22 protein-coding genes are annotated in these 25525 nt (G+C 54.9%); 10 read left to right on the top strand and 12 right to left on the bottom strand.

What is annotated here, in order from left to right:
- Nucleotides 1-71 precede the first annotated feature (71 nt).
- The 5 genes from MLE19_RS02505 to MLE19_RS02485 all read left to right on the top strand — a co-directional run bounded on the left by MLE19_RS02505 (nucleotide 72) and on the right by MLE19_RS02485 (nucleotide 3705).
- Nucleotides 72-1487: an RNA polymerase factor sigma-54 gene (locus tag MLE19_RS02505; RefSeq protein WP_240716496.1), complete on the top strand. Its 1416-nt coding sequence runs from the start codon at nucleotides 72-74 to the stop codon at nucleotides 1485-1487.
- Between the two features lie 98 nt (nucleotides 1488-1585).
- Nucleotides 1586-1894 (top strand): ribosome hibernation-promoting factor, HPF/YfiA family, encoded by a 309-nt coding sequence (hpf, locus tag MLE19_RS02500; RefSeq protein ID WP_007114683.1) that lies wholly within the window; start codon nucleotides 1586-1588, stop codon nucleotides 1892-1894.
- Between the two features lie 4 nt (nucleotides 1895-1898).
- Nucleotides 1899-2369 (top strand): PTS sugar transporter subunit IIA, encoded by a 471-nt coding sequence (locus MLE19_RS02495; protein WP_240716495.1) that lies wholly within the window; start codon nucleotides 1899-1901, stop codon nucleotides 2367-2369.
- Between the two features lie 88 nt (nucleotides 2370-2457).
- A complete protein-coding gene (gene rapZ / locus MLE19_RS02490; protein WP_240716494.1) occupies nucleotides 2458-3390 on the top strand; it encodes an RNase adapter RapZ in 933 nt (310 codons plus the stop codon).
- A gap of 45 nt (nucleotides 3391-3435) precedes the next feature.
- Complete coding sequence (locus MLE19_RS02485) at nucleotides 3436-3705, top strand: HPr family phosphocarrier protein (protein ID WP_240716493.1); 270 nt, start codon at nucleotides 3436-3438, stop codon at nucleotides 3703-3705.
- A 20-nt stretch (nucleotides 3706-3725) separates the two neighbouring features.
- On the opposite strand, the gene pmbA is transcribed toward MLE19_RS02485, so the two are convergent.
- Entirely contained in the window at nucleotides 3726-5066 is a 1341-nt protein-coding gene (gene pmbA / locus MLE19_RS02480) for a metalloprotease PmbA (RefSeq protein ID WP_240716492.1), read from the bottom strand.
- 139 nt (nucleotides 5067-5205) lie between these two features.
- Between pmbA and yjgA the strand changes: the two genes are divergently transcribed.
- Complete coding sequence (gene yjgA / locus MLE19_RS02475) at nucleotides 5206-5727, top strand: ribosome biogenesis factor YjgA (protein WP_240716491.1); 522 nt, start codon at nucleotides 5206-5208, stop codon at nucleotides 5725-5727.
- Between the two features lie 35 nt (nucleotides 5728-5762).
- On the opposite strand, the gene tldD is transcribed toward yjgA, so the two are convergent.
- The 7 genes from tldD to MLE19_RS02440 all read right to left on the bottom strand — a co-directional run bounded on the left by tldD (nucleotide 5763) and on the right by MLE19_RS02440 (nucleotide 15690).
- A complete protein-coding gene (tldD, locus tag MLE19_RS02470) occupies nucleotides 5763-7214 on the bottom strand; it encodes a metalloprotease TldD (protein WP_240716490.1) in 1452 nt (483 codons plus the stop codon).
- A complete protein-coding gene (locus MLE19_RS02465; RefSeq protein ID WP_240716489.1) occupies nucleotides 7211-11065 on the bottom strand; it encodes a YhdP family protein in 3855 nt (1284 codons plus the stop codon). Before MLE19_RS02465 ends, tldD begins: the two co-directional genes overlap by 4 nt.
- A gap of 2 nt (nucleotides 11066-11067) precedes the next feature.
- Nucleotides 11068-12531 (bottom strand): ribonuclease G, encoded by a 1464-nt coding sequence (gene rng / locus MLE19_RS02460; RefSeq protein WP_240716488.1) that lies wholly within the window; start codon nucleotides 12529-12531, stop codon nucleotides 11068-11070.
- A gap of 89 nt (nucleotides 12532-12620) precedes the next feature.
- On the bottom strand, nucleotides 12621-13214 hold the full coding sequence (locus MLE19_RS02455) for a Maf family protein (protein WP_240716487.1): 594 nt from the start codon (nucleotides 13212-13214) through the stop codon (nucleotides 12621-12623).
- Entirely contained in the window at nucleotides 13211-13699 is a 489-nt protein-coding gene (gene mreD / locus MLE19_RS02450) for a rod shape-determining protein MreD (RefSeq protein ID WP_240716486.1), read from the bottom strand. The genes MLE19_RS02455 and mreD overlap by 4 nt, the downstream gene beginning before the upstream one ends.
- Nucleotides 13699-14628, bottom strand: coding sequence for a rod shape-determining protein MreC (gene mreC, locus MLE19_RS02445; protein WP_240716485.1), 930 nt, complete (start codon nucleotides 14626-14628; stop codon nucleotides 13699-13701). The genes mreD and mreC overlap by 1 nt, the downstream gene beginning before the upstream one ends.
- A gap of 24 nt (nucleotides 14629-14652) precedes the next feature.
- Complete coding sequence (locus MLE19_RS02440) at nucleotides 14653-15690, bottom strand: rod shape-determining protein (protein WP_007114671.1); 1038 nt, start codon at nucleotides 15688-15690, stop codon at nucleotides 14653-14655.
- A 229-nt stretch (nucleotides 15691-15919) separates the two neighbouring features.
- Here MLE19_RS02440 and gatC point away from each other — a divergent pair, with 229 nt between their 5' ends.
- From gatC to gatB, 3 genes are all read left to right on the top strand, one after another.
- Complete coding sequence (gene gatC, locus MLE19_RS02435) at nucleotides 15920-16207, top strand: Asp-tRNA(Asn)/Glu-tRNA(Gln) amidotransferase subunit GatC (protein WP_240716484.1); 288 nt, start codon at nucleotides 15920-15922, stop codon at nucleotides 16205-16207.
- A 71-nt stretch (nucleotides 16208-16278) separates the two neighbouring features.
- Nucleotides 16279-17739, top strand: coding sequence for an Asp-tRNA(Asn)/Glu-tRNA(Gln) amidotransferase subunit GatA (gene gatA, locus MLE19_RS02430; RefSeq protein WP_240716483.1), 1461 nt, complete (start codon nucleotides 16279-16281; stop codon nucleotides 17737-17739).
- Nucleotides 17739-19193 carry an Asp-tRNA(Asn)/Glu-tRNA(Gln) amidotransferase subunit GatB gene (gatB, locus tag MLE19_RS02425; RefSeq protein ID WP_240716482.1) on the top strand — a complete coding sequence of 485 codons (1455 nt, stop codon included), beginning with the start codon at nucleotides 17739-17741 and terminating at the stop codon, nucleotides 19191-19193. Before gatA ends, gatB begins: the two co-directional genes overlap by 1 nt.
- A 67-nt stretch (nucleotides 19194-19260) precedes the next feature.
- Here the strand turns inward: gatB and sixA are convergent, their stop codons facing one another.
- From sixA to MLE19_RS02405, 4 genes are all read right to left on the bottom strand, one after another.
- Entirely contained in the window at nucleotides 19261-19743 is a 483-nt protein-coding gene (gene sixA, locus MLE19_RS02420) for a phosphohistidine phosphatase SixA (protein ID WP_240716481.1), read from the bottom strand.
- A complete protein-coding gene (locus MLE19_RS02415; RefSeq protein WP_240716480.1) occupies nucleotides 19736-20878 on the bottom strand; it encodes an NAD(P)H-dependent glycerol-3-phosphate dehydrogenase in 1143 nt (380 codons plus the stop codon). Before MLE19_RS02415 ends, sixA begins: the two co-directional genes overlap by 8 nt.
- A gap of 119 nt (nucleotides 20879-20997) precedes the next feature.
- Complete coding sequence (htpG, locus tag MLE19_RS02410; RefSeq protein WP_240716479.1) at nucleotides 20998-22932, bottom strand: molecular chaperone HtpG; 1935 nt, start codon at nucleotides 22930-22932, stop codon at nucleotides 20998-21000.
- 137 nt (nucleotides 22933-23069) lie between these two features.
- A complete protein-coding gene (locus MLE19_RS02405) occupies nucleotides 23070-23402 on the bottom strand; it encodes a YkvA family protein (protein WP_240716478.1) in 333 nt (110 codons plus the stop codon).
- A gap of 137 nt (nucleotides 23403-23539) precedes the next feature.
- Here MLE19_RS02405 and MLE19_RS02400 point away from each other — a divergent pair, with 137 nt between their 5' ends.
- Complete coding sequence (locus tag MLE19_RS02400; RefSeq protein ID WP_240716477.1) at nucleotides 23540-25489, top strand: transglycosylase SLT domain-containing protein; 1950 nt, start codon at nucleotides 23540-23542, stop codon at nucleotides 25487-25489.
- The last annotated feature ends 36 nt before the right edge of the window (nucleotides 25490-25525 follow it).

Genomic DNA, 25525 nt, shown 5'->3' with positions numbered 1-25525 from the left:
TGCTTATTGCACTTGCACCTGGGACCTACTCGCACTAGGGTGGAGCATTCTGATTAACGAGTGGTTCTCAGATGGTCATGAAAGCTTCTCTTCAACTGCGTATCGGCACACAGCTGACCATGACACCTCAGCTGCAGCAGGCTATCGCCCTGTTACAGCTATCCACGCTGGACCTACGTCAAGAAATTCAGCAGGCCTTAGATGCCAATCCCATGCTTGAGCAGGAGGATGAATTTGGCGAACAGGCTGTCAGTGAGCCTAAAGAGGAAGAGTGGTCAGAGAGCATTCCCACCGAGCTATCGGTAGATAGCGACTGGTCTGACACCTATCAAGACATGGGTAGCCATGGCAGTAGCAGCGGTGAAGGCCCTGATTTTGAGCGCCAAGCGGCTGGACAGAGCCTACACGGACACTTGCTGTGGCAGCTCGCTATGACCGATTTTGGCGCTCGAGAGCAGCTTATCGCGGAAAGCTTAATCGACGCGCTCGATGCTAACGGCTATTTGACACAGCCGCTCAACGACATACGCGAAGGTCTCCGCGCTCAAGGAATTGACGGTCTTAGTCAGCGTGAAGTGGAAACGATACTGCTCAAGCTGCAACAATTTGAGCCAACGGGTATCTTCGCCCGTGACCTGCGCGAATGCCTGATGCTGCAGTTGGCCGCCCTCCCCGATGATACGCCGCTGCTGGTGCCTGCTCGCCGCTTAGTGCGGCAGTTTCTTGAGGCGCTGGGCAAAGATGATATGCGCCTGCTGAAGCGCCGCCTGGGGCTCGATGATCACCAGTTAGCGGATGTCATCCTCCTTATTCGTAGTCTTGACCCCCGCCCTGGCAGCGCCTATGGCGACACCGACGACAGCTATGTAACGCCCGACCTTGTCGTCCGCCATGACCACGAAGGTTGGCATTTAGAGCTCAATCCAGAAGCCTTACCAAGGCTGCGCATTCAACCTGACTACGCCAGTTTGATAAAGCGTGCGGACAAAAGCCAGGACAACCAGTTTCTTAAAGAGCACCTTCAAGAAGCGCGCTGGCTGATCAAAAGCCTATCTAGCCGCAACGATACGCTGCTGCGGGTTGGCCGCGAGATCATCACCCGGCAAATTGGCTTTTTGGAACACGGCGAAGAAGCCATGAAGCCTTTGATACTAGCGGATATTGCTGAAGCCGTTGAAATGCATGAGTCGACCATTTCACGGGTCACAACGCAGAAGTATATACACACGCCGCGCGGCGTGTTTGAGCTTAAATACTTCTTCTCAAGCCAAGTCAGCGGTCAGGATGGCGATAGCCACTCCAGCACCGCTATCCGCGCCCGGTTAAAGAAATTGATCCAAGAGGAGCCGCCCGGCAAGCCGCTTTCGGACAGCCGCCTAGTCACCCTCTTAGATGAGGGCGGCATTCAGGTGGCGCGTCGTACAGTAGCAAAATATCGTGAAGCCATGGGCATCCCCTCTTCCAGCGAAAGGCGTCGTTTGCGCTAGTATCTGTTGGCGTTGCAGCGAAACTCTCGACAAGGGCTTTGCAACGCGGCAAAAAGGGTTACAATCGAAGTACAGTCCGATGGATAAGGAGAACGTCAATGCAAGTAAATATCACTGGTCATCACGTAGAACTGACTGACGCCTTGCGTGACTATGTCAACGAAAAGCTTGAACGTGTGGAGCGCCATTACGACAATATAACCACGGTGCAAGTCACCCTATCGGTGGAGAAAGAGCGCCAACAGGCCGCCTGTACACTGCACGCAGCAGGAGCAGATTTACATGCGGAAGCCCTAGACAGTGATATGTACGCCGCCATTGACGCATTAGCGGACAAAATTGACCGTCAACTCGTTAAACATAAGGAAAAAGCACAAGCTCGCGCCCAAGGCGCAGGCGTGCGTTAATTCAATGACGTTGGAAACCATACTCCCCCCGGAACGCGTTCTCTTCGACGTACCCGGGGGCAGCAAAAAAAGGGTGCTGGAGTTTTTCAGCACCTTTATTGCCCAAAACATCCCCAGCCTGGACAGCCAAGAAGTGTTTAGCCGCCTCATCGGCCGCGAACGCTTAGGTAGTACAGGTATTGGTAACGGCGTGGCTATTCCTCATGCGCGTAGCCCCCACTGCTCTGCCCCCATCGCTGGGTTTTTAAAGCTCTCAGAAGCGATTGATTTTGACGCTATCGATGGCGACCCGGTTGATCTGGTGTTCGTGCTATTGGTACCAGAAGAGGCTGATGACACCCACCTCTCTCTACTAGGCGAAGTGGCGACCATCATGAATGATGCGGATACGCGACAGCAGTTGCGTAAAGCAGCCAGCCAGCGTGAACTACTTGAGTTGCTTACCGCTAAAATTCGCGAGCAATCAGCGCCTTGATGCCCTAAACCTGCCAAGCGGTAACACAAGGCAGGTTGATTCGCGCTCACCACCCTCAACGCAGCTTGATCAAGCAACGAGAGACTCTATGCAACTTGTGATCATTAGCGGCCGCTCTGGGTCAGGTAAATCTATCGCCTTACAAGCGCTTGAAGATCTTGGCTACTACGCGATTGATAACCTTCCTGCCATGCTGCTGGGATCATTGGTGGACCAAATACGTGATCAGGGCGAACGCTCTCATCTGGCGGTCAGTATTGATGCCCGCAACCTGCCAGGAGCATTGGAGCGCCTTCCTTCGTTATTAGAGGAGTTGCGCCAGCGTAAAATTGACTTTCAAGTCATCTACCTGACGACCGATGCACGCATTCTTCTAGAGCGTTACTCCGCTACGCGTCGGCGCCATCCATTAACGCGCAATAGCGAAATGACTCTTGAAGAGGCCATTAATAAAGAAGAAGAAACGCTGCTCGATATTCGCGATCTGGCCGATTTATTGATCGATACCTCGCGGCTTTCGGTACACGATTTACGCCGTCGCATTACCGATCAAGTCGCACATCAGCATCGTGATAAGCTAACGCTAACGCTTGAATCGTTCGGATACAAACGTGGCGTGCCACTAGATGCTGACTTGGTGTTCGACGTGCGATGCTTACCCAACCCTTATTGGGATCCAACGCTCCGCCAATTCACAGGGCGTGATGCAAATATCGTGGCTTTCTTAAGCGGCTACCCTATCGTAGATGCCATGAGTAACGATATTCAGGCCTGGCTTGAGCGTTGGCTGCCCGCTTATCAAGATAGTCAACGCAGCTATATGACGATCGCTATTGGTTGCACTGGCGGACAACACCGTTCGGTTTATATGGTTGAAAAATTAGCAGAGAGACTAGCGCCAAGCATGGGTGAAGTTCAACTGCGCCATCGCGAGCTCGGGTTGCAGTATACGTTGAGTGAACAGCCCGCCACGCCGTTGGTCAGCAAGCCCCACACCGATGAGCAGCAAGAGACCTCTTAAGCGCGTCTATCTATTAATGACACCACTCGGCGAAAAGGAACCAGGGTGCCAGAAAGAATACTTACACTCACCAATCAACGCGGGCTTCACGCTCGCGCGGCCACAAAACTGGTTAAGTGCGGCCAAGGGTTCACGGCTAAGATACGTGTTCAAAAACAGCAACAGGTCGCTGACGCCGCCAATATCATGTCTCTACTGATGCTCGCTGCCCCTTGTGGCACAGAGCTTAAAATCACCGCCGAAGGCGATGATGCTGAACAAGCGCTTGAAGCTATTCAAGCGCTGTTCGACGCCCGCTTTGAGGAAGATCAGTAGCCGAAACGCACCTGTATCTATTAGTCACCCGCCACGGTCATGGCATCGATCAACCAGCTACCCGTGTGAACACTGCCACGGGTATCGGTGTCATCGCCAACCCCGACCAACCCGGCAAACATCCGCTCAAGGTTACCGGCAATGGTGAACTCTTCGATCGGATACTGCACTTTACCGTTCTCTACCCAGAAGCCAGCTGCCCCGCGGGAGTAGTCACCGGTTACACCGTTGACGCCCTGGCCCATCAGTTCCGTCACCCAAATACCTCGCCCCATCTCCTGCAGCAGGCTATCGCGCGACTGCAGCGGCGCCGCTAAGCGCACATTACGCGCCCCACCGGCATTGCCCGTCGTATGCATATTAAGCCGCCGGGCGCTGTAGGAGGAGAGCATATAGCTGGCAATCCGGCCCTCGTCGATAAAGCGATTATTGCGGGTTTGCACACCCTCGCCATCAAACGGAGAGCTTGCCGTGGCGCCTACTTCCATTGGCCGCTCCTCAAGACTGAACCAGTCAGGAAACAGCGGTGTGCCAAGCCGATCACACAGAAATGAGGCTTGGCGGTACAACGCACCACCGGCTAAACCACCGAGTAAATGACCAATCAAACCACTGGACAGTGAGGGGTCAAAGAGTACCGGGAAGGTGCCTGTAGGAGGACGTTTTGCACCGAGCCTACGCAGCGTACGTGCGGCTGCTTCGCGACCCACTTCGGCAGGGTCACGCAGCGCCTTTGGGTCGCGCGCAGAAGTATAATCATAGTCGCGCTGCATACCGCTCGCATCTTGAGCAATCAGCATGCACGAAAGTGAGTGACTACTGCCTTTTTGAGTCCCTAAAAAGCCGTGGCTATTGGCATAAACACGCACCCCCTCACCACTGGAGAGTGACGCGCCATCCGACTGTGAGATGCCTTCAACGTCACGACCCGCCTGTTCACAGGCAAGTGCTAACTCTATCGCTTCATCCGTTGTCAGCGCCCAGGGGTAATGTACTTTTAAATCAGGCAGCTCAGTAGCCATTAGCGATGCATCGGCCAACCCTGCGGCCGGGTCTTCCCCGGTATAGCGGGCAATCGCCAGCGCTTTTTCTACCGCCGCCTGAATCGATGCGCTACTGGCATCTGTCGATGACGCACTGCCTTTTCGCTGCCCTACGTAAAGCGTAACGGCGATACCTTGATCACGGGATAGCTCAACTGTCTCAACCTCACCCTGGCGTACGCTAACGCCTACACCCTGATCGACGCTTGCGCCTACTTCGGCAGCATCTGCCCCTAAGCGTTTTGCTAGTGCCAATGCTTCTTCGGCTCGCGCGGTCAATAACGCCTGCTGCGCGGATGCATCAAATGCTTGTGCCATATGGCCTCCTTTTTCAACCGAATATCTCTTAACCGAATGTCTTTCAAGAGAGCGTCTTTCAAGAGAGTCTCTTCGGCGAATCAATGTTGTACTCGCAGCTGGTATAATGCCGCAACGAATCTTGTCTGTGAGTCACACTATGCGTAAGCAACGTCCCGATCCAGTTGAAGTAGAAGAGCAGGAAGAACGCCCAAGCAAGTCGCAACTCAAACGCGAAATGCATGCCTTACAGGCACTTGGGGAAACATTGATCGCTATGCGACCAGCGGAACGCGCCCGCTTCCCCCTTTCTGACGATATGCTGCGCGCTATCGAGGAAACGTCGCGCATTCGTTCCCATGAAGGCCGCCGACGCCATATGCAGTACGTCGGCAAACTTATCCGTAAAGAGGATCTCACCGCCATACAAGGCGTATTCGACTCAATTGATCAGGAGCAGGAGCAGCGCGACCACGCGTTTCACCGTCTTGAAAAATGGCGGGAACGCTTAATTGATGAAGGCGATGCATCTGTCGACCTGTTCATGGCCGAACACCCCGATGCTGACCGCCAAACGCTGCGCCAATTAATTCGCAACGCCCAGCGGGAACGCGAGCAAGGCAAACCGCCCACCAGCTCGCGTAAGCTCTTTAAGCACCTGCGCGAAACCCTCTCACTTTAAGGCGGCTCTTTAAGACCGTTCTTCAAGACCGATTTTCAAGACTGAGTCCCGCCGACGGTCAGCTCATCCAATTTCAGGGTGGGTTGGCCGACTCCTACCGGCACCCCCTGCCCCTCTTTACCACACACGCCAATACCGGTATCCAGTGCCATATCGTGGCCAATCATGGATACCCGCTGCATCGCTTCTGGGCCGTTGCCAATCAATGTGGCGCCTTTCACCGGCGCGGTGACCTTCCCATCTTCAATCAGGTAGGCCTCGCTGGCGGAGAACACAAATTTACCCGAGGTAATGTCTACTTGGCCGCCACCAAAACTGACGGCATAGATACCGCGTTTAACGCTTTTAATAATATCGCTGGGCTCTTCTTGCCCAGCAAGCATGACGGTATTGGTCATGCGTGGCATCGGCAAATGAGCAAAAGATTCACGCCGCGCATTACCCGTAGGCGCCATGCCCATCAAGCGAGCATTGAGCTTGTCCTGCATGTAGCCCGTTAAAATACCGTCTTCGATCAGCGGCGTGTACTGGCCCGGTGTACCCTCGTCATCCACGCTCATCGAGCCGCGGCAATCTGATATTGTCGCATCGTCAACGATGGTGACGCCTTTAGCCGCAACGCGTTCGCCCATCTTACCAGCAAAGGCAGAGCTGCCCTTGCGATTGAAATCGCCTTCTAGGCCATGCCCAACCGCTTCGTGTAGCAAAATCCCTGGCCAACCGGACGCCAACACCACAGGCATCTGCCCGGCAGGTGCATCGATAGCTTCCAGATTGACCAGCGCCTGCCTCACCGCCTCTTTAGCGTACTGCTCGGCAACTTGGTCATCGCGCAGCTTGGCCATGGAGTAACGGCCACCGCCGCCTGCACTGCCACGTTCGCGGCGACCATTTTTAACCGCGATAACGCTGACATTAAAGCGCACCAGCGGGCGAATATCCGCTGCCAGAGTACCGTCACTGGCCCTCACCAGTACCACTTCGTAAGTACCAGACAATGAAGCGCTTACCTGACTGATACTAGGGTCAGCAGCTCGGGCTACACGGTCAGCCTGCTTAAGCATAGCGACTTTCTCTTCCGCGCTTAGGCCTGCTAGAGGGTCAATCCCCGCATAGCGCGACATTGCAGACACCGGACGCACCAATTGACCAGGCAAACGCTTACCACTGCGCACAATACCAGCGGCCGTGCGGCCAGTGTCCATTAACGCATCAGCGGTAATTTGGTTAGAGTAGGCAAAGCCTGTTTTTTCACCTGCCAGGGAGCGTACGCCGACGCCACCATCGATATTGTAACTCGCTTCTTTTACCTCGCTATCTTCCAGCACCCAACCCTCTTGCCACGTACGTTGAAAGTAGAGGTCGGCATAGTCGATACCCGCGCCCATAGCGTAGCCCAGGCCAGTTTCCAAGGCATCTAAATCCAATCCTCCGGGCGTTAACAAGATGGCTGCAGCCGTATCTACATCACTTTTATATGCGGTCATTGGGGGCCTTCTAAAGTAACCTGCGGCGAGGTCCAAGGGCCTCGCACGCGATAATGAAGTGTGGTGGCGCGATCTAAGGCGTCGCCAAACAATTGATCAGCAAGAAATAGCGCGCCGCCCACGATGGGCGCACCAACGGCAATGGCCGCGATGGGTAAACTTTGCGTTACTGGTAGTGTGACGCCAAGCCGCTGGTCAAGTTCACGCGATACAAGATCAACCGTGCCAGTCAGCGTTAGGGTGGTGGCCGGGGCGTCAATTTGCAATGGCCCGCGAAATGTTAGCAGCCCACCGGTAACATCGGCGGTACCTTGAACACGGTCAAATGCGGTGCCTTTGCCGGTAACGTCAGAAAAATCCAAGCGCAGTCGGCGCAATATGTTATCGAAATTGAGCAAGCCGATTAAACGCGCCGGAGCCGATTCCAAGGTAACGAAGCTGCCGTCACGAATGTCGGTGCTGATGTAGCCATCGGAGTGACTTAACGCCAATTGCCAGGGTGCTCCCGGCCAGTCAAGCGAAGCAACAATATCGGTGCTACGACTACGCATGACCACAGGTTGGTCAAGGCGCTCAAGGGCGGTGGCAACATCTCCGCCCTGAATAGTAATATCCGCGCGGGTATGACTGGCATTAGCGTCCCCCTCCCAGTAAAGCTCACCTCGCGCAGAAAGCTGCCCCATTGTTAAGCCGACAGGCGTCAGAGAAAAGCGCTCACCATTAGTCTGCCAATAGGCGGTCAAAGGGCCAAAACGGCGTGATCCCATGGCAATTTCGGCTAATCGCAATCGCCCATTAGGCACATCGGCCAGCCAATCTGGTATGGCCGCAGGCGCATCTCGCTCGGTTTCGACCGCCTGCATCCAGGAGTCTGGCGTAGGCGCCTCACTGTCATGCTGAACATCAGCTAACGCCAACAACCGATCAAGAGACAGCGCTTCGATAGTCATATCTAAAGGTTGCGCAGATTGAGCATTGTACTGAAGGCCTCCGGTAACAAGATTACCACTTAACCCTATATCGATGAGGCCGGCATTCATGCCACCATTTGCGCTGAGGCCACCTAAACACTCCTCTTGGTAAACCACACAGGGCGTCGTTAACGATATGGTCAAAGGAGTCTGGCCGTTACCACTACTTGAGGCAGCCCCGCCTCCCTCCATCAATGCTGCAATCGCCTGCTGCCAAGCCAGAGGGTCAATCCGCGGCACATCGGCATCGATGCTAAACCCTGCTTGGCTAGGCCAAGCGTGAGCGCGCGCCGCCTCGTCGCCTAAGTAGAGCGACCCGGCAAGGGAGCCGTTCAGTTGCTGTATACGGGTGGAAGCGATATCGGCCAAGCGACTTTCGAGACGGCCAGCCTCCATATCAGCGGTCACCATCCAGGGCCATGGCTGCTGGGCTGACTTAGCAAAGGGTTCCGGCAAATGACTGGTGACCCCGATTAAACGGCTCTCAAGGTGCAGAGTTGGCGTTGGCATTAAACTGATATTTCCTTGCCACTGTAGCTGCCCCTCTAACGGCAGACGCCCTTGACTGTCATCTAACCCAGCCAGACCAAAAAGAGCCGAGGTAGCTACATTGCCCTGCAGCTGTATGCTGTCATCCTGGGTGTGAATATCGGCGGCTATCTGGCCACCTAACAACTGGCCACTGGCTTCGCCAACGAGGCCTTTACTCTCGCCATCCTGCAGCCAAGCAAGCTCACCATTAAGCGACTGGATGCGTAAATCCAGCGGTTGATAAACCACCTCAGACAATCTCGGAGAAGCATTGATTTCCAGCCTCAGCGCCTCGGGGGTTTCCAACGGTAATGCCAGTGCAATATCGCCGTTAACATCGCCCGTAACGCGCAAATCACTCAGTTGGGAAAGGTCGATATCGGGCATCGCCTGCAGAAAGGCCGTTAGCGCTGACCCTTCAGCCTCCAATTGGCCAGACAGCTTGAGAATATCATCCTCCATCACTACTTCGCCCTCTGAAGCGGTGATGCCATGGCTTTGGGCGTTCTCAACTTCTGCTTCTAATACCCTGTTCTGCCACTTTAGGCGCCCCTCAACATCATTAAGCCGTGGCCAGCCTGGCGCAATAGGCAGGTGCCCCTGTGTAACCGCCAGCGCGAGTGTGGCGGTAAAATCCTCAGTGGTGACGCCTTCTCCTAAGGGTTGGCTCAGCTGCAGCGACCCCTCAGTTACATAGCCGCCAATATCGTTAAGCAGCCATTCACGAAGACCATCATCCATGACGCTAAGCGGCAACCACTGGGCCAGTGGCTGTCCCAAGGCATCCACATCACTAAAATCAAGGTCTAAACCAAAGTGGCCGCGCTGATTGCCTGTCACTAAACCAAAGCCACCCGATACCTGGGCGCCATCCCAATCAACGCTAAGGTTTTTGCCACTGACCATGGTATTGGGGCCGTCATATACCCACTCTACTTCACCTTGCGCTCGCCTAAGCTGCATGGGAGAGGCAAAAAACTCGGGGAAATAGAGGGTACTGTCGCCATCGCTACTAAACAACACACGACCACGTAAGTCTCTCGCTTGCACCCAGGCGTCCAGTGGGCCACCACCTGGAGCCTGCTGCCACGGCGACACTTCTACACCGGTTAACGCGGCGTCTACTCCCCAGCGACCATCCTGCTGCCCGACATGCAAACCTTGCACTTGGCCGCGGGGGGCGAGGGTTTGCAATACCCGGGTCACCGACTCAGGCAGCAATACATAGTCGCGCCAAGCCGTCAGCGACGCTAGCTCGAAGGCACTGGTGCGCACTTCCCACAGCCCCGGTTGATGGGTGGCGTGCCAATGGCGTGGCAAGGCCGGGCCTACGCTGCCACCCGGGGGCTGCGCCCACTCAACGCTATCCGCGTCACCGCTTAACCATGCTTCGCCCCCGTCACCGTCGCGCTGCCACAAGCCATTGGCCTCAATATCTCTTAATACGGCGTACTGTACGTTATGACGCAGCGTCAACTGTGGGACATCGACGGCAACGCGCGCCTCCTCAAGGCGGCCCGTGCTCCAGCGGCCCCAAAGCCGAGCGCTGCCCCCCGCCTGCTCTAAATAGGCCGCATGATCAGGCCGGAACATATCCGCCAGGACGACCAACTGATCAAGCTGAATATCCAGCTGAAGTTCTGCAGAAAAATCGTTAAAGCCTTGCTGCCCAGGCTGCATTTCCACTTTCATTTCAACCGCGGGGAGGTCAATTTCGCGCGCCTCCTGCAACGATTGAGCAATATTGATGGCCCCTTCCAGCCGGGTGCGCCGCTCGTCACCGGACAGCAGCAGTGTTTGCGCATGCAGCATCACGGTATCTTGCTGTCCGTGTAGCACCACACGTGTGTCATTCACCCATAGACGCTGGCGCAAAATCAGCCCCGTCCAGTCATCAATGGTCGCCAGATCCACTTCAGGATCGGGTGCCATCAATAGCGGTAACTCTGCGGGCTCTGGCCACTGCCAAGTCGTTCCGGTGCCTTGATAGAGATGAAACTCGGTGCCGCTAATCCGGGCATCGCTAAAAATCGGGGCCATATTGGCAAGCGACGCCCAGGTATCCAAACGCAGCCCCGCATGCTCAAGTGAAAACAGCGCTTGGCCATCGGGGGTTTCCGCATTCAAGCCGTCAAGGCGAAGCAGCAGGTCATTACGGGCAAGAGAAAGCGAGAGGTGCTCAATGGTAACTGGCACGCCAATACGTGCTTCAAGCAACGCTTCAATACGGGGGGTAAGCGCGTCAGTTTGGCTAATGGCCAGACGGAGCAAAAGCAGCAGCGCAGCCGCACTCCCCAGTAACCCGGCCGTGATAAGCAAACTCCAACGCACCAGCGAACGAGTCAGCATAATTACATCAGCACAATATCGTACTGCTCTTGGGAGTAGTGCTGCTCAACCTGAAAGCGAATCGTTTTATTGATAAACGTCTCCAAGTCGGCCACTGCCGCTGACTCTTCATCCAATAGGCGATCAACCACAGGCTGCGATGCCAGCACCATGTAGGTTTCAGCGCTATAAGCGCGCTCTTCACGTAAAATTTCCCGAAAGATTTCATAACAGACGGTTTCAGGGGTTTTAAGCGTTCCCCGCCCGCTGCAGGTGGGGCAGGCCTCACACATCGTTTGCTCCAGGCTTTCCCGAGTTCGTTTACGGGTAAGCTGAACAAGGCCAAGCTCGGTTACGCCGGTACACTTGGTTTTGGCGTGATCGCGCTCTAGCGCTTTTTCCAATACCCGCAACACCTGCCGCTGATGCTCAACATCACTCATATCGATAAAGTCGATAATGATAATGCCGCCCAAATTACGCAGCCGAAGCTGGCGGGCAATCGCAGTCGCCGCTTCAAGGTTGGTCTTGAAAATAGTCTCTTCGAGATTGCGATGACCGACATAACCGCCGGTATTCACATCAATGGTGGTCATGGCTTCGGTCGGATCAATTACCAAGTAACCACCCGATTTGAGCTGCACTTTACGCCCCAACGCCTTTTGGATCTCATCTTCGACGCTGTAGAGATCAAAGATAGGCCGCTCACCAGGGTAGTACTCGATCCGCTCCACTGCGTCGGGCATGAACTCTTCGGCAAACTCAACCAGCTTGACGAAGTTTTCCCGTGAATCGATGCGCACTTTTTCGATGTCATCGCGCATCACATCGCGCAGCGTACGCATAAATAGCGGCAAATCATCATAAATAACGCTTTGCGGCGTGGCAGTGACTTTACGCTCACTCACTTTGCGCCATAGGCGCAGCAGAAAGTGCATATCGCCTCTGAGCTCTTCGTCACCTACGCCTTCAGCGGCCGTTCGGACAATAAAGCCCCCCGTCACTTCCAGAGTCTGCTCCGCCACGCTGCTATCCAGCAGGGCTCTCAGTCGCTCACGTTCGCGCTCATCTTCAATGCGCTGCGAAACACCGTGATGCGGCGAATCAGGCATATATACCAAATAGCGTGAGGGGATCGAGAGGTGTGTGGTTAAGCGCGCGCCTTTACTACCGATAGGGTCTTTGGTTGCTTGCACCACCAAGGCTTGGCCTTCGTGAAGCAACTGCCCGATAGTTTGCTGTTCATCCAGCGGCGTGCCCGGCGGCATGACTTCATGGGCGTGAATAAACGCCGCCCGCTCTAGGCCAATATCAACAAAAGCAGCCTGCATTCCAGGCAACACACGCACTACTTTGCCTTTGTAGATATTGCCCACGATGCCACGTCGACGGGAACGCTCGATCAGTGCCTCTTGCAAAACACCATTTTCAACCAGCGCTACGCGGGTTTCCATTGGCGTTAAATTGATGAGAACTTCACCGCTCATGCAAAATTCCTTGTTGGTTGACGTATTCCTTGCCAGCGATACAGGTGGCGACGTCCTCAGTTCAAGGGCATCTAGAGCCTATTGACGCTTCAGCGTGAGCCGCGCTGCCAGATAGGGACTCCCTGTCGGCGTAGCAAGTGCGTCGTCTCAAACAGCGGTAGTCCAACCACTGCCGAATGACTGCCTTGAATCTCTTTTACAAATATCGCCGCTAATCCTTGGATCGCGTAGCCGCCCGCCTTATCAGCAGGCTCACCAGTACGCCAGTAGGCAGCGATTTCATCTGCTTCTATAACCCGCATCGTTACTTGAGTGGTTACACAACATGAAAGCATGCCAAGTGGTCCACTCACCGCCACAGCGGTTAACACCTCATGTTGCCTTCCCGAAAGCAGCTGCAGCATCTCAGCGCCCTCTTCAGCATCCATAGGCTTGCCTAGAATACGCCCATCAACCACAACAGCGGTATCAGAACCTAGTGTAGGTAAGTTGGTAAGAGGCACTGCCGCCTGGGCTTTGGCAACGGCCAAACGATGCACATACGCCGTCGCCAGCTCATCGGCTAGCGGCGTTTCATCAATATCACAAGGTTGAACCGTGACCGGAACTCCAATAGAGGCCAGCAAAGCGCGACGGCGTGGAGAGGCAGACGCAAGGCACAAGACAGGCGCTGAGATAGTCATGATGCGGCTAACCGGCGCTCTAATGCCTGAAACATAGTGGCCAACCATGGCCATAGCAACGCACTGATTAGTGCAGGGATTAAAAACGCTAAATGGATCGAAAAATCACCCACGATGGTGCGCAGCCACTGAGCGACTAACTGCATCAAGCCCAGCAGCACCAGCACCAGCGCCGACTGCTGCACTAACGAATAGGCCCGAAAACGGGGGTAGACCAGGGCACATAAAAACGCCAATAGCGCGTAGATAAGCGCATGCTGACCCAGTGCGGTGCCCTCAATTAAATCGATCAGAATGCCAAACACAAAGCCATGAAAAACGCCGACTCTATCAGGAGTACGCATGCACCAGTAAATCAGCATTAGCCCCAACCACTCTGGGCGATAAACCTGCCATCCATCCGCTAGCGGCATGACTTGTAGACATAGCGTCAGAAGCAGGCTTAGCCAGATAACGAAAATAGGAACAACCGGTGCACGGGCCATCAGGGCACCTCTTGATCGGGACTGGTAAGCTGAAGCGAAGAGCGTAACGCTCCCGCCGAAATATCTAACGTCTCATCCCAAGCGTGCTCCTCAATCTCCTCACGAGGAGGGGGGAAAAGCAGCAAAAAGTGACGCGAGCGTTGTAACTGCGCCATGGGTTCGGCCGTTACACGCGCAAAAGGCTGGCCGGGATCGTGGAAGACTTCTGTGACACGCGCCACCGGGTAACCTGGCGGAAAACGCCCCGCCAACCCAGATGTCGTTAACAAGTCGCCCTCTCGAATATCCGCCGTATCGGGGACATGCATCACATTAACACTGCTGTAACGCCCGGCACCCTGTACGATAAAGCGTAACCCATTACGGTTTAGCTGAACCGGCAAGGCATGGCTGGCATCTGCCAGTAGCAAAACGCGACTCGAATAAGCAGAAACAGCGGTAATCTGCCCCACCAAACCAGAGGCATCGATGACCGGCTGCCCAACATAGGCACCGTTACGATGACCGCGATTGACCACCATCTGATGGCTAAATGGGTCGTTATCCAGCGACAGTAGCTCAGCGGTGATATAAGGAATATCCCGCCGCTCAGCGGCTTTTAGCAAATCACGCAATTCGCTATTTTCCGCAGTCAAATTCGCCATTCGCTGACCACGATGGGAAAGGGTAAGAATCTGCTCACGCAGGCGGCGGTTTTCATCCACCAGTGCCTGTTGATCAGAAAGCGCAAGCGACCCCCAATTCAACAGGTCGCTAGGTACACTAACGACCCATTGAATAGGAGCAACGACCATCGACATTTGCGCACGTACTTGCTCCATACGCGTGAAGTTCTGGTCGACAAACATCAGTGCACTGGCAGCCAAGGCGCAAAAAAACAGCCGATAACCCGGCAGTGGCCCGTGCGAAAACAGCGGTTTAATAGGCAATCCCCCCGCAATTAACCGCTGCGATTAGTCGCTCGACAGCAACTCAAAAGTGTGCTGATCAATCATTTCCAGTGCTTTACCACCGCCACGAGCAACGCAGGTCAACGGATCTTCGGCAACGATCACCGGCAGACCAGTCTCTTCAGCAATCAGTTTATCCAGATCGCGCAATAAAGCACCGCCGCCTGTTAAAACCAAGCCCCGCTCGGCGATATCAGACGCCAACTCAGGCGGTGACTGCTCCAGAGCGCTCTTGATCGCAGCCACGATAGACCCCAGAGTCTCTTGCAAAGCTTCCAGGGTTTCGTGGGAGTTCAGCGTAAAGCTACGTGGGATGCCTTCGGCCAAATTACGACCGCGGACATCAATCTCGCGTAGCTCTCCACCAGGATAGGCGCAGCCGATCTCTTCTTTAATGCGCTCTGCCGTGGCTTCACCAATCAAGCTGCCGTAGTGACGGCGAACATAGGCGGTGATGGCCTCATCAAAGCGGTCGCCACCGACCCGAATAGACTCGGAGTAGACGACGCCATTGAGTGAAATAATCGCGATTTCAGTGGTACCACCACCAATATCCACCACCATCGACCCTTGGGCTTCATCAACCGGAAGGCCAGCGCCAATCGCAGCCGCCATGGGTTCTTCTATCAAGAACACCTCGCGGGCACCAGCACCTTCCGCCGACTCACGAATAGCCCGACGCTCAACTTGCGTAGACATGCAAGGAACGCACACCAGCACACGCGGGCTGGGGGTTAAAAAGGTGCTTTGATGAACTTTGCGGATAAAGTGTTGCAGCATCTGCTCGGTAACGGTGAAGTCGGCAATAACGCCATCTTTCATCGGCCGAATCGCAGTAATGTTGCCAGGCGTACGCCCCAGCATTCGCTTGGCATCAGTACCGACTGCCGCGACGCTGCGCATATTGCCTGATTGGCGGATAGCAACCACGGACGGCTCATCGAGCACGATGCCGCGACCGCGTACATAAATCAGTGTGTTGGCCGTACCCAAGTCGATCGATAGATCGCTGGAAAACAGCCCCCTCAAACGTTTAAACATGGATGTTGTTACCTAGTGCAGACCGGGAACCCTGTGCGGATGCAAACGGTATCACCGCAACCCCCTGGCAGCAAGCACGAGTCGTGCCTAATACTGCCCGTTAAGGCCAATATGTGGTACCTTTTGCGGCTATTTTCCACGTCTGCAACACAAGACGTTTTTTTGCTATCGGTATGTATACCGCTCAAAGCGGATATTGTTCCATTACGTTTACGAGGAAATCTCGATCATGGCGCTTGAAGAATCTCATGTGCGCCGGGCCGCTCACTTGGCCCGACTCGCCGTCAGCGATGACCAAGCCAGCGGTTTTGTAGATGACCTAAGCCGAATTCTGGACATGGTCGACCAGCTACAAAGCCTTGATACTGAAGGTGTAATGCCGCTTTCTCATCCCTTAGATGCGACCCAGCGACTGCGCGCCGACGAAGTAACCGAATCTAACCAGCGTGATACGTTTCAGCGCTGTGCTCCGGCAGTGGAAAACGGCCTGTATCTCGTTCCTCGCGTTGTTGAATAAACGCGCGCTCGAGCGAATCCAAGCCACCCACATCGCCTCTTTTTTTCGCCCCTGAACGGAGCTTCCGGGTCATGTATGAGAAAACATTAACGCAACTCGCTGCCGCTTTAAAAAGCGGCGAGTTTTCAAGCCGCGAGCTAACCGCTCACTATTTACAGCGTATTGAAAAAGCAGACGGCAAGCTGAACAGTTTTATCAGCGTGACCGCTGAGCAAGCGCTGAAACAAGCCGAAGTAGCAGATAACGCGCGAGCGGCGGGTACTGCAGGCCCGCTGGCGGGCATCCCCCTGGCGCTAAAAGATATTTTTTGTACCCGCGATGTCAAAACCAGCTGCGGCTCAAAGATGCTGGATAACTTTATCGCCCCTTACAACGCCACGGTGGTTGAAAAACTCAACGCGGCGGGCACTATCAGCCTCGGCAAAACCAATATGGATGAGTTCGCCATGGGCTCCTCCAACGAAAACAGTTACTACGGCCCGGTTAAAAACCCCTGGGATCTGGCAGCAGTTCCCGGTGGCAGTTCAGGCGGTAGCGCGGCCGCAGTCGCTGCTGGCTTAGTGCCAGCAGCGATGGGTACCGACACAGGCGGCTCGATTCGCCAGCCTGCGGCGTTTTGCGGTATTACCGGCCTAAAGCCAACCTATGGCCGCGTGTCTCGCTTTGGCATCATTGCCTACGCCTCAAGCCTTGACCAGGCAGGCCCGATGGCGCGTAGCGCCGAAGATTGTGCGCACCTGCTGGGCGTTATTGCCGGTCACGACGGACGCGACTCTACCAGCGTCACCCGCGGCGTGCCGGACTATGTGGAAAGCCTTAACGCCCCGCTCTCAGGGCTTAAAATCGGTCTTCCCAAGGAGTATTTTGGCGATGGCTTGGATCCCGACGTCGAAAAGGCTGTCCGTGAAGCCGTGAAAGTGTACGAATCTCTGGGTGCCACGGTGCGCGAGGTCAGCTTACCGCACACTCACTATGCGATTCCGGCTTACTACGTGATTGCCCCTGCCGAAGCCTCTTCGAACCTGTCCCGCTACGACGGTGTGCGTTTTGGTCACCGCTGCGAGAACCCAACCGATTTAACCGATTTATATTTACGTTCACGGGCTGAGGGCTTTGGCGAAGAGGTCAAGCGACGTATTCTGATTGGCACGCATACGCTGTCAGAAGGCTTCTTTGACGCCTACTACACCAAGGCGCAAAAAGTTCGCCGTTTGATCCGTCAGGATTTCCTGGATGCCTTTGAAGACGTCGACGTTCTGATGGGCCCCGCATCACCCACACCAGCCTTTGACCTAGGGGCTAAAAAAGATCCGGTGTCGATGTACCTACAGGATATCTACACCATCGCGGTCAACCTGGCGGGAATCCCCGGCATTAGCGTACCCGCCGGTTTTTCCAATGGCCGCCCTGTCGGGCTGCAAATTCTCGGCACCCATTTTGCCGAAGCGCAGCTGCTTAACGTCGCCCACCAGTTTCAACAAGCGACCGACTGGCACTTACAACGTCCTGCCTTTGCCGAGGAGTACGCCTAATGCAATGGGAAACCGTGATTGGGCTTGAAGTCCATGTTCAGCTCGCGACGCGTTCAAAAATCTTTTCCGGCGCCTCAACGGCGTTTGGCGCTGAGCCCAATACTCAGGCATGCGCGGTGGATTTAGGGCTTCCCGGTGTATTGCCGGTGCTCAACGAGCAAGCCGTGGCCATGGCCGTTCAGTTCGGTTTGGCAGTGCATGCGGATATCGCTGAAGTGTCGGTGTTTGATCGTAAAAATTACTTCTATCCTGACCTGCCCAAGGGCTATCAGACCAGCCAGATGTACCACCCTATCGTGGGTCCTGGTGAAGTCGAAATCACTTTGGAAGATGGCAGCACCAAGCGCATCCGCATTCACCATGCACACCTTGAGGAAGATGCGGGCAAGTCACTGCATGAAGATTTTCATGGTATGACCGGCATTGATCTTAATCGGGCGGGCACGCCGTTGCTCGAGATTGTGTCTGAACCCGACATGCGCAGCTCTAAAGAGGCGGCCGCATACCTAAAGGCGATTCACTCCATCGTCACCTATTTGGGCATTTCCGACGGTAATATGGCGGAAGGCTCGATGCGCTGTGACGTCAACGTTTCGGTCCGTCGCACCAGCCAGGACCCCTTAGGCACTCGCGCAGAGATTAAAAACGTTAACTCCTTCCGCTTTGTCGAGCGCGCGATTGCCTTTGAGGTAGAACGCCAGATTGAGTTGATCGAAGATGGCGGCAGCGTTGTTCAAGAGACACGCCTGTTCGACCCGGATCGAGATGAAACCCGCAGCATGCGCACCAAGGAAGAAGCTAATGACTATCGCTACTTCCCCTGCCCTGACTTGCTGCCGGTGGTGCTTGATCAAGCCTATCTCGATCACCTGCGCGGCCAACTGCCCGAACTACCTGCCGATAAGCGCGAGCGCTTCCAGAACGAGCTTGGCCTCTCTGCGTATGATGCCAATGTGATCTCTGCCAGCCGTGACATGGCTGAGTTCTTTGAGGCAGTGCATAGCGTGTGCGGGGATGCCAAACAGTCGGCGAACTGGGTACAGGGTGAGCTTTCTGGCGCGCTTAACCGCGAAAACCTGAGCATTGCCAATAGCCCAATCTCAGCGCGCCAGTTAGGCGAACTCATTAGTCGCGTGCTAGACGACACCATCAACGGCAAAGCCGCTAAAGAGGTCTTCCAGGCATTGTGGAACGGCCAGGGTGAGTCCGCCGATGAAGTAATTGACGCCAAAGGTCTCAAGCAGGTGACGGACACTGGCGCCATCGAAGCGATGATCGATCAAGTGATCGCCGATAGCCCCGCTCAGGTCGCTCAGTACCGCGACTCGGAGCCGGAAAAACGCGGCAAAATGATTGGTTACTTTGTTGGCCAGGTGATGAAAGCATCACGCGGTACCGCCAACCCCCAGCAGGTGAATGGCTTGCTAAAAGAGAAGCTCGACGCACTGCTGTAAAACTTAAATGCTGTAAAACCTAAAAACGGCTGCCTAGGCAGCCGTTTTTTAATGCTACAAACCTGAACTAGGCCAACTGACTAGGCTGAGTAAAGCGCTTCAACTGCGCGCAGCCTGCTGCCCATACGTCCGCCTCAAACTCGGCAATGGCGGCGGTCGGGAAGCCAATACCTTGGGCAGGACTCCCCTCTACCAACAGCCCAGCTAACTCACCTACTAGCGGCATATGGCTAACCAGCATGATCGGCGGGCCTTCAGGTTGCTCTAGAAGCCAGTCGCTCACGGCACTGGGTGCGTCATCAGGGGTGATAAAATCAAGCGTCTCAAGTGATGTTCCCAACGCATCGCAAAGGAGTAGTGCTGTTTGCTGCGCGCGGGCATAGGGGCTGGCGTAAAGCCTTGGCACGACCATCTCGCCCGCCACCACTTGCTCGGCCAACCAGCGCGCCATTTTTCCCGTCTCCAGCTCGCCCCGGGGCGTTAACCGGCGTGCATGGTCAGGATACCCTGGCCCGGCCTCACCGTGGCGCATCATCAGCACATCATGCATTCTTGTCTCCACTGTTCTTAAAAACCTGGTCCTTAGAAGCATGATCCTTAGAAGCATGATCCTTAGAAGCATGGTTGTGAAGAGCTTGGTCTCGATGCTCACGCTGAACGGTTTCACGGGGCAGAATAAATTCAACGTCGCTGCTCTGCTCCCCCATCATCAAGGTGCGCGCCATATCTTGAGCCGGAACACCGTCGAAAAGTACATGATAGAGACCTTCAGCCAGCGGCATGTACACGCCCATTTCACTCGCTTTAGCGCATACCAGCTTAACGGTATTGACCCCTTCCGCCACCTGACCAAGCGCATCTACCGCCTCTTCCAGCGTACGCCCCTCACCCATGGCATAGCCGACACGGTAATTACGTGACAAATTAGACGAGCAAGTAACAATTAAATCGCCTACCCCCGCCAAGCCCAAAAATGTCATGGGATTAGCCCCCTCAGCGACGGCAAAACGGCTCATTTCCGCTAAGGCCCGCGTCATCAGCATACTGCGGGTGTTTTCGCCCATGCCCAGCGCTGCCGCCATTCCAGCTGCAATCGCGTAGATATTTTTTAGCGCACCGCCCAGTTCGACACCGTGACGATCATCGCTGGCGTAAACACGGAAATATCGGCAGCCCAGCGCTTGCTGAACCCGGGTACGCGTTAGCGGGTCGGCGCTGGCAATGACGGTCGCGGTTAGCTGCTTATCGGCAATTTCAGAAGCCAGGTTGGGGCCGGCAATCACACCGATATGGGTAAAGCCCGTCTCTTGTTCAAGCACTTGGCTCATGAGTAAAAAGCTATCTTGCTCAATCCCCTTGGTAGTACTCACCAATATCTGTTCAGGCCTCAGCCACGCTTTCGCTGCTTGTACCACGCTACGAAACGCCTTCGATGGGATCGCAATCAGCACCAGCTCTGCATCTGCCAGCACGGCTTGGAGATCAGTAGACGCCTGCACCGCTGAATTCATCACATAGTGAGGTAAATAGCGCCCGTTACGATGTTCGTGATTTATTTGCGCGACCAGCGTTTCGTCACGCATCCACTGATGGACGCGGGCGCCATTATCGGCGGCAATACTCGCCAATGCCGTCCCGAAGCTACCGCCTCCGAGTACGGCGACATTGATTTGCTGCTCAGCCATGTTGGTGTCCTAATAAGTCTCGCAGAACGTACACTCCCACTTTATCAAAACTGGCCCACTAAAACAGACGGCCCGCCTGGATAACCAAACGGGCCGTCATTAACGCAGCGTGTGCGGTTTTAAGCAGTCAGCACGCTGTTTAAACGCTTCACGTAAGCAGCAGGGTCATCCAAGTGGCCGCCTTCAGCAATGATGGCTTGATCAAGCAAGATGTAAGAGAGCTGTGTAAAGAGATCGCCTTCAGCGCCTTCCAAACGCGTCACTAGCGCATGGCTAGGGTTCAGCTCAAGGATTGGCTTCACTTCCGGCAACGGTTGACCAGCGGCCTCCATGATGCGGCGCATTTGATAGCCCATTTCATGCTCAGGCAACACCACACAGGCCGGTGAATCGGTGAGGCGATGAGTGATTTTCACATCTTGAACGCCACCGCCCAACGCCTCTTTCACACGCTGGACCAGATCTTCTTTGGCTTTAGCGGTCTCTTCCTGGGCTTTCTTCTCTTCTTCGTCTTCCACATCGCCAAGATCAAGCTCGCCCTTGGCCACATCGGCAAAGGTTTTGCCATCGAACTCGGTGAGATGGCTCATTAGCCAGTCATCAATACGGTCAGACAGCAGCAGCACTTCAATGCCTTTTTTGCGGAAGATCTCCAGGTGCGGGCTGTTTTTGGCCGCATTGAAGCTATCCGCCACCACGTAGTAAATCTTCTGCTGCCCCTCTTTCATACGCTCTACGTAGTCTGCCAGCGCATGCTCTTGGGTAGCGGTGTCGGTGTGGGTTGAGGCAAAGCGTAGCAAACCAGCAATTTTTTCGCGGTTGGATGGATCTTCACCCGGCCCTTCTTTAAGGACGCTGCCGAAGGTATTCCAGAAGGTTTGATACTGCTCTGTATCCTTGGCGAGCTTTTTGAGCATGTCCAGGCCGCGCTTGGTGAGCGCCGCTTTGATCTTATCCACATTGGGGTCTTGCTGGAGCAATTCGCGGGATACGTTGAGCGACAGTTCACGGGTATCCAGCACGCCTTTGATAAAGCGCAGATAAAGCGGCAGGAACTGCTCAGCGTCGTCCATAATGAACACGCGCTGGACGTAAAGCTTAACGCCCCGGGCGCCGTCGCGGTCAAACATATCAAACGGCGCGCGACCCGGCACATAGAGCAGGCTAGTGTACTCAAGCTTGCCTTCGACCTTATTGTGGCTCCAGGTCAGCGGGTCGGAAAAGTCATGAGCAACGTGCTTATAGAACGCCTTGTACTCATCCTCGGAAACCTCGCCTTTGGGGCGCGACCATAGCGCCGTCGCCTCATTCACGGTTTCCCAGGTAGTTACTTCGCCACCTTCGATGCTGTTGCCTTCATCGTCTTTTGCCGTTTCGGTCTTCGGCATGCGTACAGGCACTTCGATATGATCCGAATACTTGCGTACCAACCCCTGCAGGCGATACTCGTCGGCAAACTCTTTAGCATCATCTTTTAAGTGAAGGGTAATTTCCGTACCGTGCTGCGCTTGCTCAATATCGGAAACGGTAAACTCACCTTCCCCTTTTGAGCGCCACTCAACGCCGTCAGCAGCATCAGTGCCTGCCTTACGCGTACGCACCGCTATTTCATCAGCAACAATAAAGCCAGAATAGAACCCAACACCGAACTGACCAATCAACTTGGCGTCTTTTTGCTGCTCACCGGAAAGCTGCTTAAGAAACTCCGCAGTCCCTGAGCGTGCGATAGTGCCCAAGTTGGCGATCACGTCTTCGCGGTTCATGCCTACGCCATTATCACGCAGTGTGATGGTGTTGGCCTCTTTATCATGCTCGATCTCGATGCGCAGCTCGCTGTCGCCTTCGTAGAGGGCATCGTTATCAAGTGCCGCGTAGCGCAGCTTGTCGCAGGCATCTGCGGCGTTTGAGATAAGCTCACGTAGGAAAATCTCCCGATTGGAGTACAGGGAGTTAATCATCAAATTCAGTAGCTGCTTAACTTCCGTTTGAAAGCCAAGAGTTTCTTCGTGGTTAGCTGATTTATCAGTCGCTTGTTCGTGGGTAGCTGTAGTCATGCGCTTATCCCTTATGGCTCACGTTGGTCAATTGCCTCGGCAACATGCAGCAGAGGCTTAAAAAGTAGTATCGTGAGCCAGATATGGGGATAAGCAGCGATTTTTCAAGCAGGTGCGCGTTAACAAGTAGATGAATGTTAAGAAGGGGTCATGTCAGGGTCACTATATTTCCATGCCCGGTAACCCTCCAGGCGCTGGTCGATACGGTTTAGCAACCAGCCGACTATTAGTACGTCATCGACGACACCAATCAGCATGAGAAAGTCGGGGATCAGATCAAATGGCATCACTAAATAGGACAGCGCCAGTGCCATCATGCCAAATGCTGACCAAGGGATGGGGCGAAAATCTCCACGGAAAACGTCCCGTGTCATGGGTATAAACAGCTTTAATGCGCGCACAATACGTTTCGTCGCCCAAACACGGGATTTGAGTCGACGTAGAAACCACCAAGTGGATAATGGAGCCATCGTAATTAATTCCTCCGAGTATCTGTGCTGTCAGATCATGGCTGTTAACATTCGTTCAGTATAGCGGTTGCTCAGCCATTTCTGTGGCCTAAATCTCCTGGGCTTAAATAGAGTTAAATTGATAGAGAGAGTAAACCATGTTGGCTTCGCCATTTCGCCATACGGCTCGAGTGCTGTGTACAGCACTACTAGCAGGGATACCCGCCTTTTCGTGGGCCGCTTCTGACAGCGAGTTACGCGATGCGCTTGCTGCCGCACGAGAGCAGCAGTGGCAGCGTGTTGATGAGCGCTCAATTGCTGACCATCCATTACGCGGCTACGTTGAGTATCATCGTTTAAGAGGACAGTTGCCAAACGTCTCCCCTGACCGAGTACAACAGTTTATTGGTCAATACGCCGATTCCCCCCTGGCGGGATGGATGCGTGGTCAAGCGATTGCTAATTACGGCCACGCAGGTCGCTATAGCGACCTGCTCTCAGTCGCTGATGGCGAGCCCGCGGGTACGGCGCGCCAATGCTACTACTATGCAGCACTGCTCAATAGCCAACCCCAGCAAGCAAGTGCTGCTGGCCTGGAGTTATGGCGCGTGGGCAGCTCCCAGCCTGAGGCCTGCAACCCGCTGTTTAATAGTCTGCGAGCTAACGGCACCATTGATGCCACGGCTATTTGGGAACGCAAAATGCTGGCTTGGCAGGCAGGCGAAACAGGCCTTTCCAACTACCTTGACGGGTTGTTAAGCGGTCAGTGGCAGACGGCACTAGACACGGTGCGAAGCGTGAATGATCGCAGCAGTGCTATTACGCAGGCGCCCTCCTGCCTAGGCCCAGAGTGCGCAGCCACCGCTAGCTTTTATCAGGCGGCCATGCAGCGCTTTACACGCGAAGATACGCCGGCCGCGTTTGCCGCTTGGCAGACACTATCACCACGCTTAACCCTACTACCCAGTGATCGCGCAGTTATCGAAGAAGAGCTGGCTTTTTATGCCTTGGTGCGCAATGTTCCAGGCACGCTTAGCTGGGTCGATAGCGTGCTGCCGACACTTGAGAGCGAGCGAGTGCTGGAACTGCGCGTTCGCCAGGCATTGGCGAGCCGTGACTGGAATGAGGTCGTACACTGGATTGCAGAAATGCCTGCAAGCCAGCAAGAAAATAGCCGCTGGCAGTACTGGTTAGCTCGCGCTAATGCTCAGCTTGGCAACCAAGCAGCTGCCGAGGCGCGTTATCAGCAGGCAGCGACAGATCGCAGCTTTTACGGCTTTGCCGCGGCGGAGAAACTGGGCCAGCCCTATCAGCTGAATCTTGAGCGCAATCATTTTGACGAAGCTTCGCGGCAACGTGTTGCGCAACTACCTGCCGTTCAGCGGACCGAGGCGTTGCTGCGTATTGGCGAAGATGGACTCGCCAATAGCGAGTGGCTGCACGCGGTACAGAGTGGCTCTCCCCAGCAGGCCCGGGCGCTGGCAGACTATGCCGCCCAGCAGCAGTGGCATGCACGCTTAGTACAAACCACTATTGCCGCCGAGATGTGGGATGCGCTGGATTGGCGTTTCCCCCAGGCCTATCACGATAGCTTTTTGCACTGGGGCCGACTTACCGGAGTAGACCCGTACTTGCTGATGGCGATTACCCGCCGCGAGAGCGCTTACAATCCTGACGCACTTTCACCTGCAGGGGCACGCGGGCTTATGCAGTTAATGCCCGGCACCGCCAGCCAAGTAAGTCGCCAACTGGGCATCAGCGACCCAGGCCCTTATGGTGTACTGGATCCTGAGCTCAATATCCGCTTGGGCAGTACTTACTTACGTGACAAGCTACAACGTTACCAAGGTAATCGCCTTGCCGCCGCCGCTGCCTATAACGCAGGACCTGGACGCGTTGACCAGTGGCTAGGTGATGGCGTAGAGGCATTCGATCTCTTTGTGGAGAGCATTCCTTTCCGCGAAACTCGCGACTACGTGCAGGCAGTGCTTAGCTATCGGGTCATTTTCGAAAGTCTTGCCAATGGTGGCAATAGCGAAGGCGTTTCACTACTTAGCGATAACGAGCAGCAGGTACGCTACGACCGTGCACTCCTCGCTCGCCGCTAATCTCCTCTCTTTTTTAACGCATCATTAGCGCCCGGT

Origin of the sequence: Vreelandella neptunia, assembly GCF_022489065.1 — a bacterium.
Taxonomy (GTDB): Bacteria; Pseudomonadota; Gammaproteobacteria; order Pseudomonadales; family Halomonadaceae; genus Vreelandella; species Vreelandella neptunia_A.
Note: the sequence above shows the minus strand (reverse complement) of the source record. Positions and strands in the feature narration are given on the sequence as shown.

What these genes read in the sequence shown, in the direction of transcription:
- MLE19_RS02505 (WP_240716496.1), top strand. Translation starts at nt 72, where the DNA reads ATGGTCATGAAAGCTTCTCTTCAACTGCGTATCGGCACACAGCTGACC.
- hpf (WP_007114683.1), top strand. Translation starts at nt 1,586, where the DNA reads ATGCAAGTAAATATCACTGGTCATCACGTAGAACTGACTGACGCCTTG.
- MLE19_RS02495 (WP_240716495.1), top strand. Translation starts at nt 1,899, where the DNA reads ATGACGTTGGAAACCATACTCCCCCCGGAACGCGTTCTCTTCGACGTA.
- rapZ (WP_240716494.1), top strand. Translation starts at nt 2,458, where the DNA reads ATGCAACTTGTGATCATTAGCGGCCGCTCTGGGTCAGGTAAATCTATC.
- pmbA (WP_240716492.1), bottom strand. Translation starts at nt 5,066, where the DNA reads ATGGCACAAGCATTTGATGCATCCGCGCAGCAGGCGTTATTGACCGCG.
- yjgA (WP_240716491.1), top strand. Translation starts at nt 5,206, where the DNA reads ATGCGTAAGCAACGTCCCGATCCAGTTGAAGTAGAAGAGCAGGAAGAA.
- tldD (WP_240716490.1), bottom strand. Translation starts at nt 7,214, where the DNA reads ATGACCGCATATAAAAGTGATGTAGATACGGCTGCAGCCATCTTGTTA.
- MLE19_RS02465 (WP_240716489.1), bottom strand. Translation starts at nt 11,065, where the DNA reads ATGCTGACTCGTTCGCTGGTGCGTTGGAGTTTGCTTATCACGGCCGGG.
- rng (WP_240716488.1), bottom strand. Translation starts at nt 12,531, where the DNA reads ATGAGCGGTGAAGTTCTCATCAATTTAACGCCAATGGAAACCCGCGTA.
- MLE19_RS02455 (WP_240716487.1), bottom strand. Translation starts at nt 13,214, where the DNA reads ATGACTATCTCAGCGCCTGTCTTGTGCCTTGCGTCTGCCTCTCCACGC.
- mreD (WP_240716486.1), bottom strand. Translation starts at nt 13,699, where the DNA reads ATGGCCCGTGCACCGGTTGTTCCTATTTTCGTTATCTGGCTAAGCCTG.
- MLE19_RS02440 (WP_007114671.1), bottom strand. Translation starts at nt 15,690, where the DNA reads ATGTTTAAACGTTTGAGGGGGCTGTTTTCCAGCGATCTATCGATCGAC.
- gatC (WP_240716484.1), top strand. Translation starts at nt 15,920, where the DNA reads ATGGCGCTTGAAGAATCTCATGTGCGCCGGGCCGCTCACTTGGCCCGA.
- gatA (WP_240716483.1), top strand. Translation starts at nt 16,279, where the DNA reads ATGTATGAGAAAACATTAACGCAACTCGCTGCCGCTTTAAAAAGCGGC.
- gatB (WP_240716482.1), top strand. Translation starts at nt 17,739, where the DNA reads ATGCAATGGGAAACCGTGATTGGGCTTGAAGTCCATGTTCAGCTCGCG.
- sixA (WP_240716481.1), bottom strand. Translation starts at nt 19,743, where the DNA reads ATGCATGATGTGCTGATGATGCGCCACGGTGAGGCCGGGCCAGGGTAT.
- MLE19_RS02415 (WP_240716480.1), bottom strand. Translation starts at nt 20,878, where the DNA reads ATGGCTGAGCAGCAAATCAATGTCGCCGTACTCGGAGGCGGTAGCTTC.
- htpG (WP_240716479.1), bottom strand. Translation starts at nt 22,932, where the DNA reads ATGACTACAGCTACCCACGAACAAGCGACTGATAAATCAGCTAACCAC.
- MLE19_RS02405 (WP_240716478.1), bottom strand. Translation starts at nt 23,402, where the DNA reads ATGGCTCCATTATCCACTTGGTGGTTTCTACGTCGACTCAAATCCCGT.
- MLE19_RS02400 (WP_240716477.1), top strand. Translation starts at nt 23,540, where the DNA reads ATGTTGGCTTCGCCATTTCGCCATACGGCTCGAGTGCTGTGTACAGCA.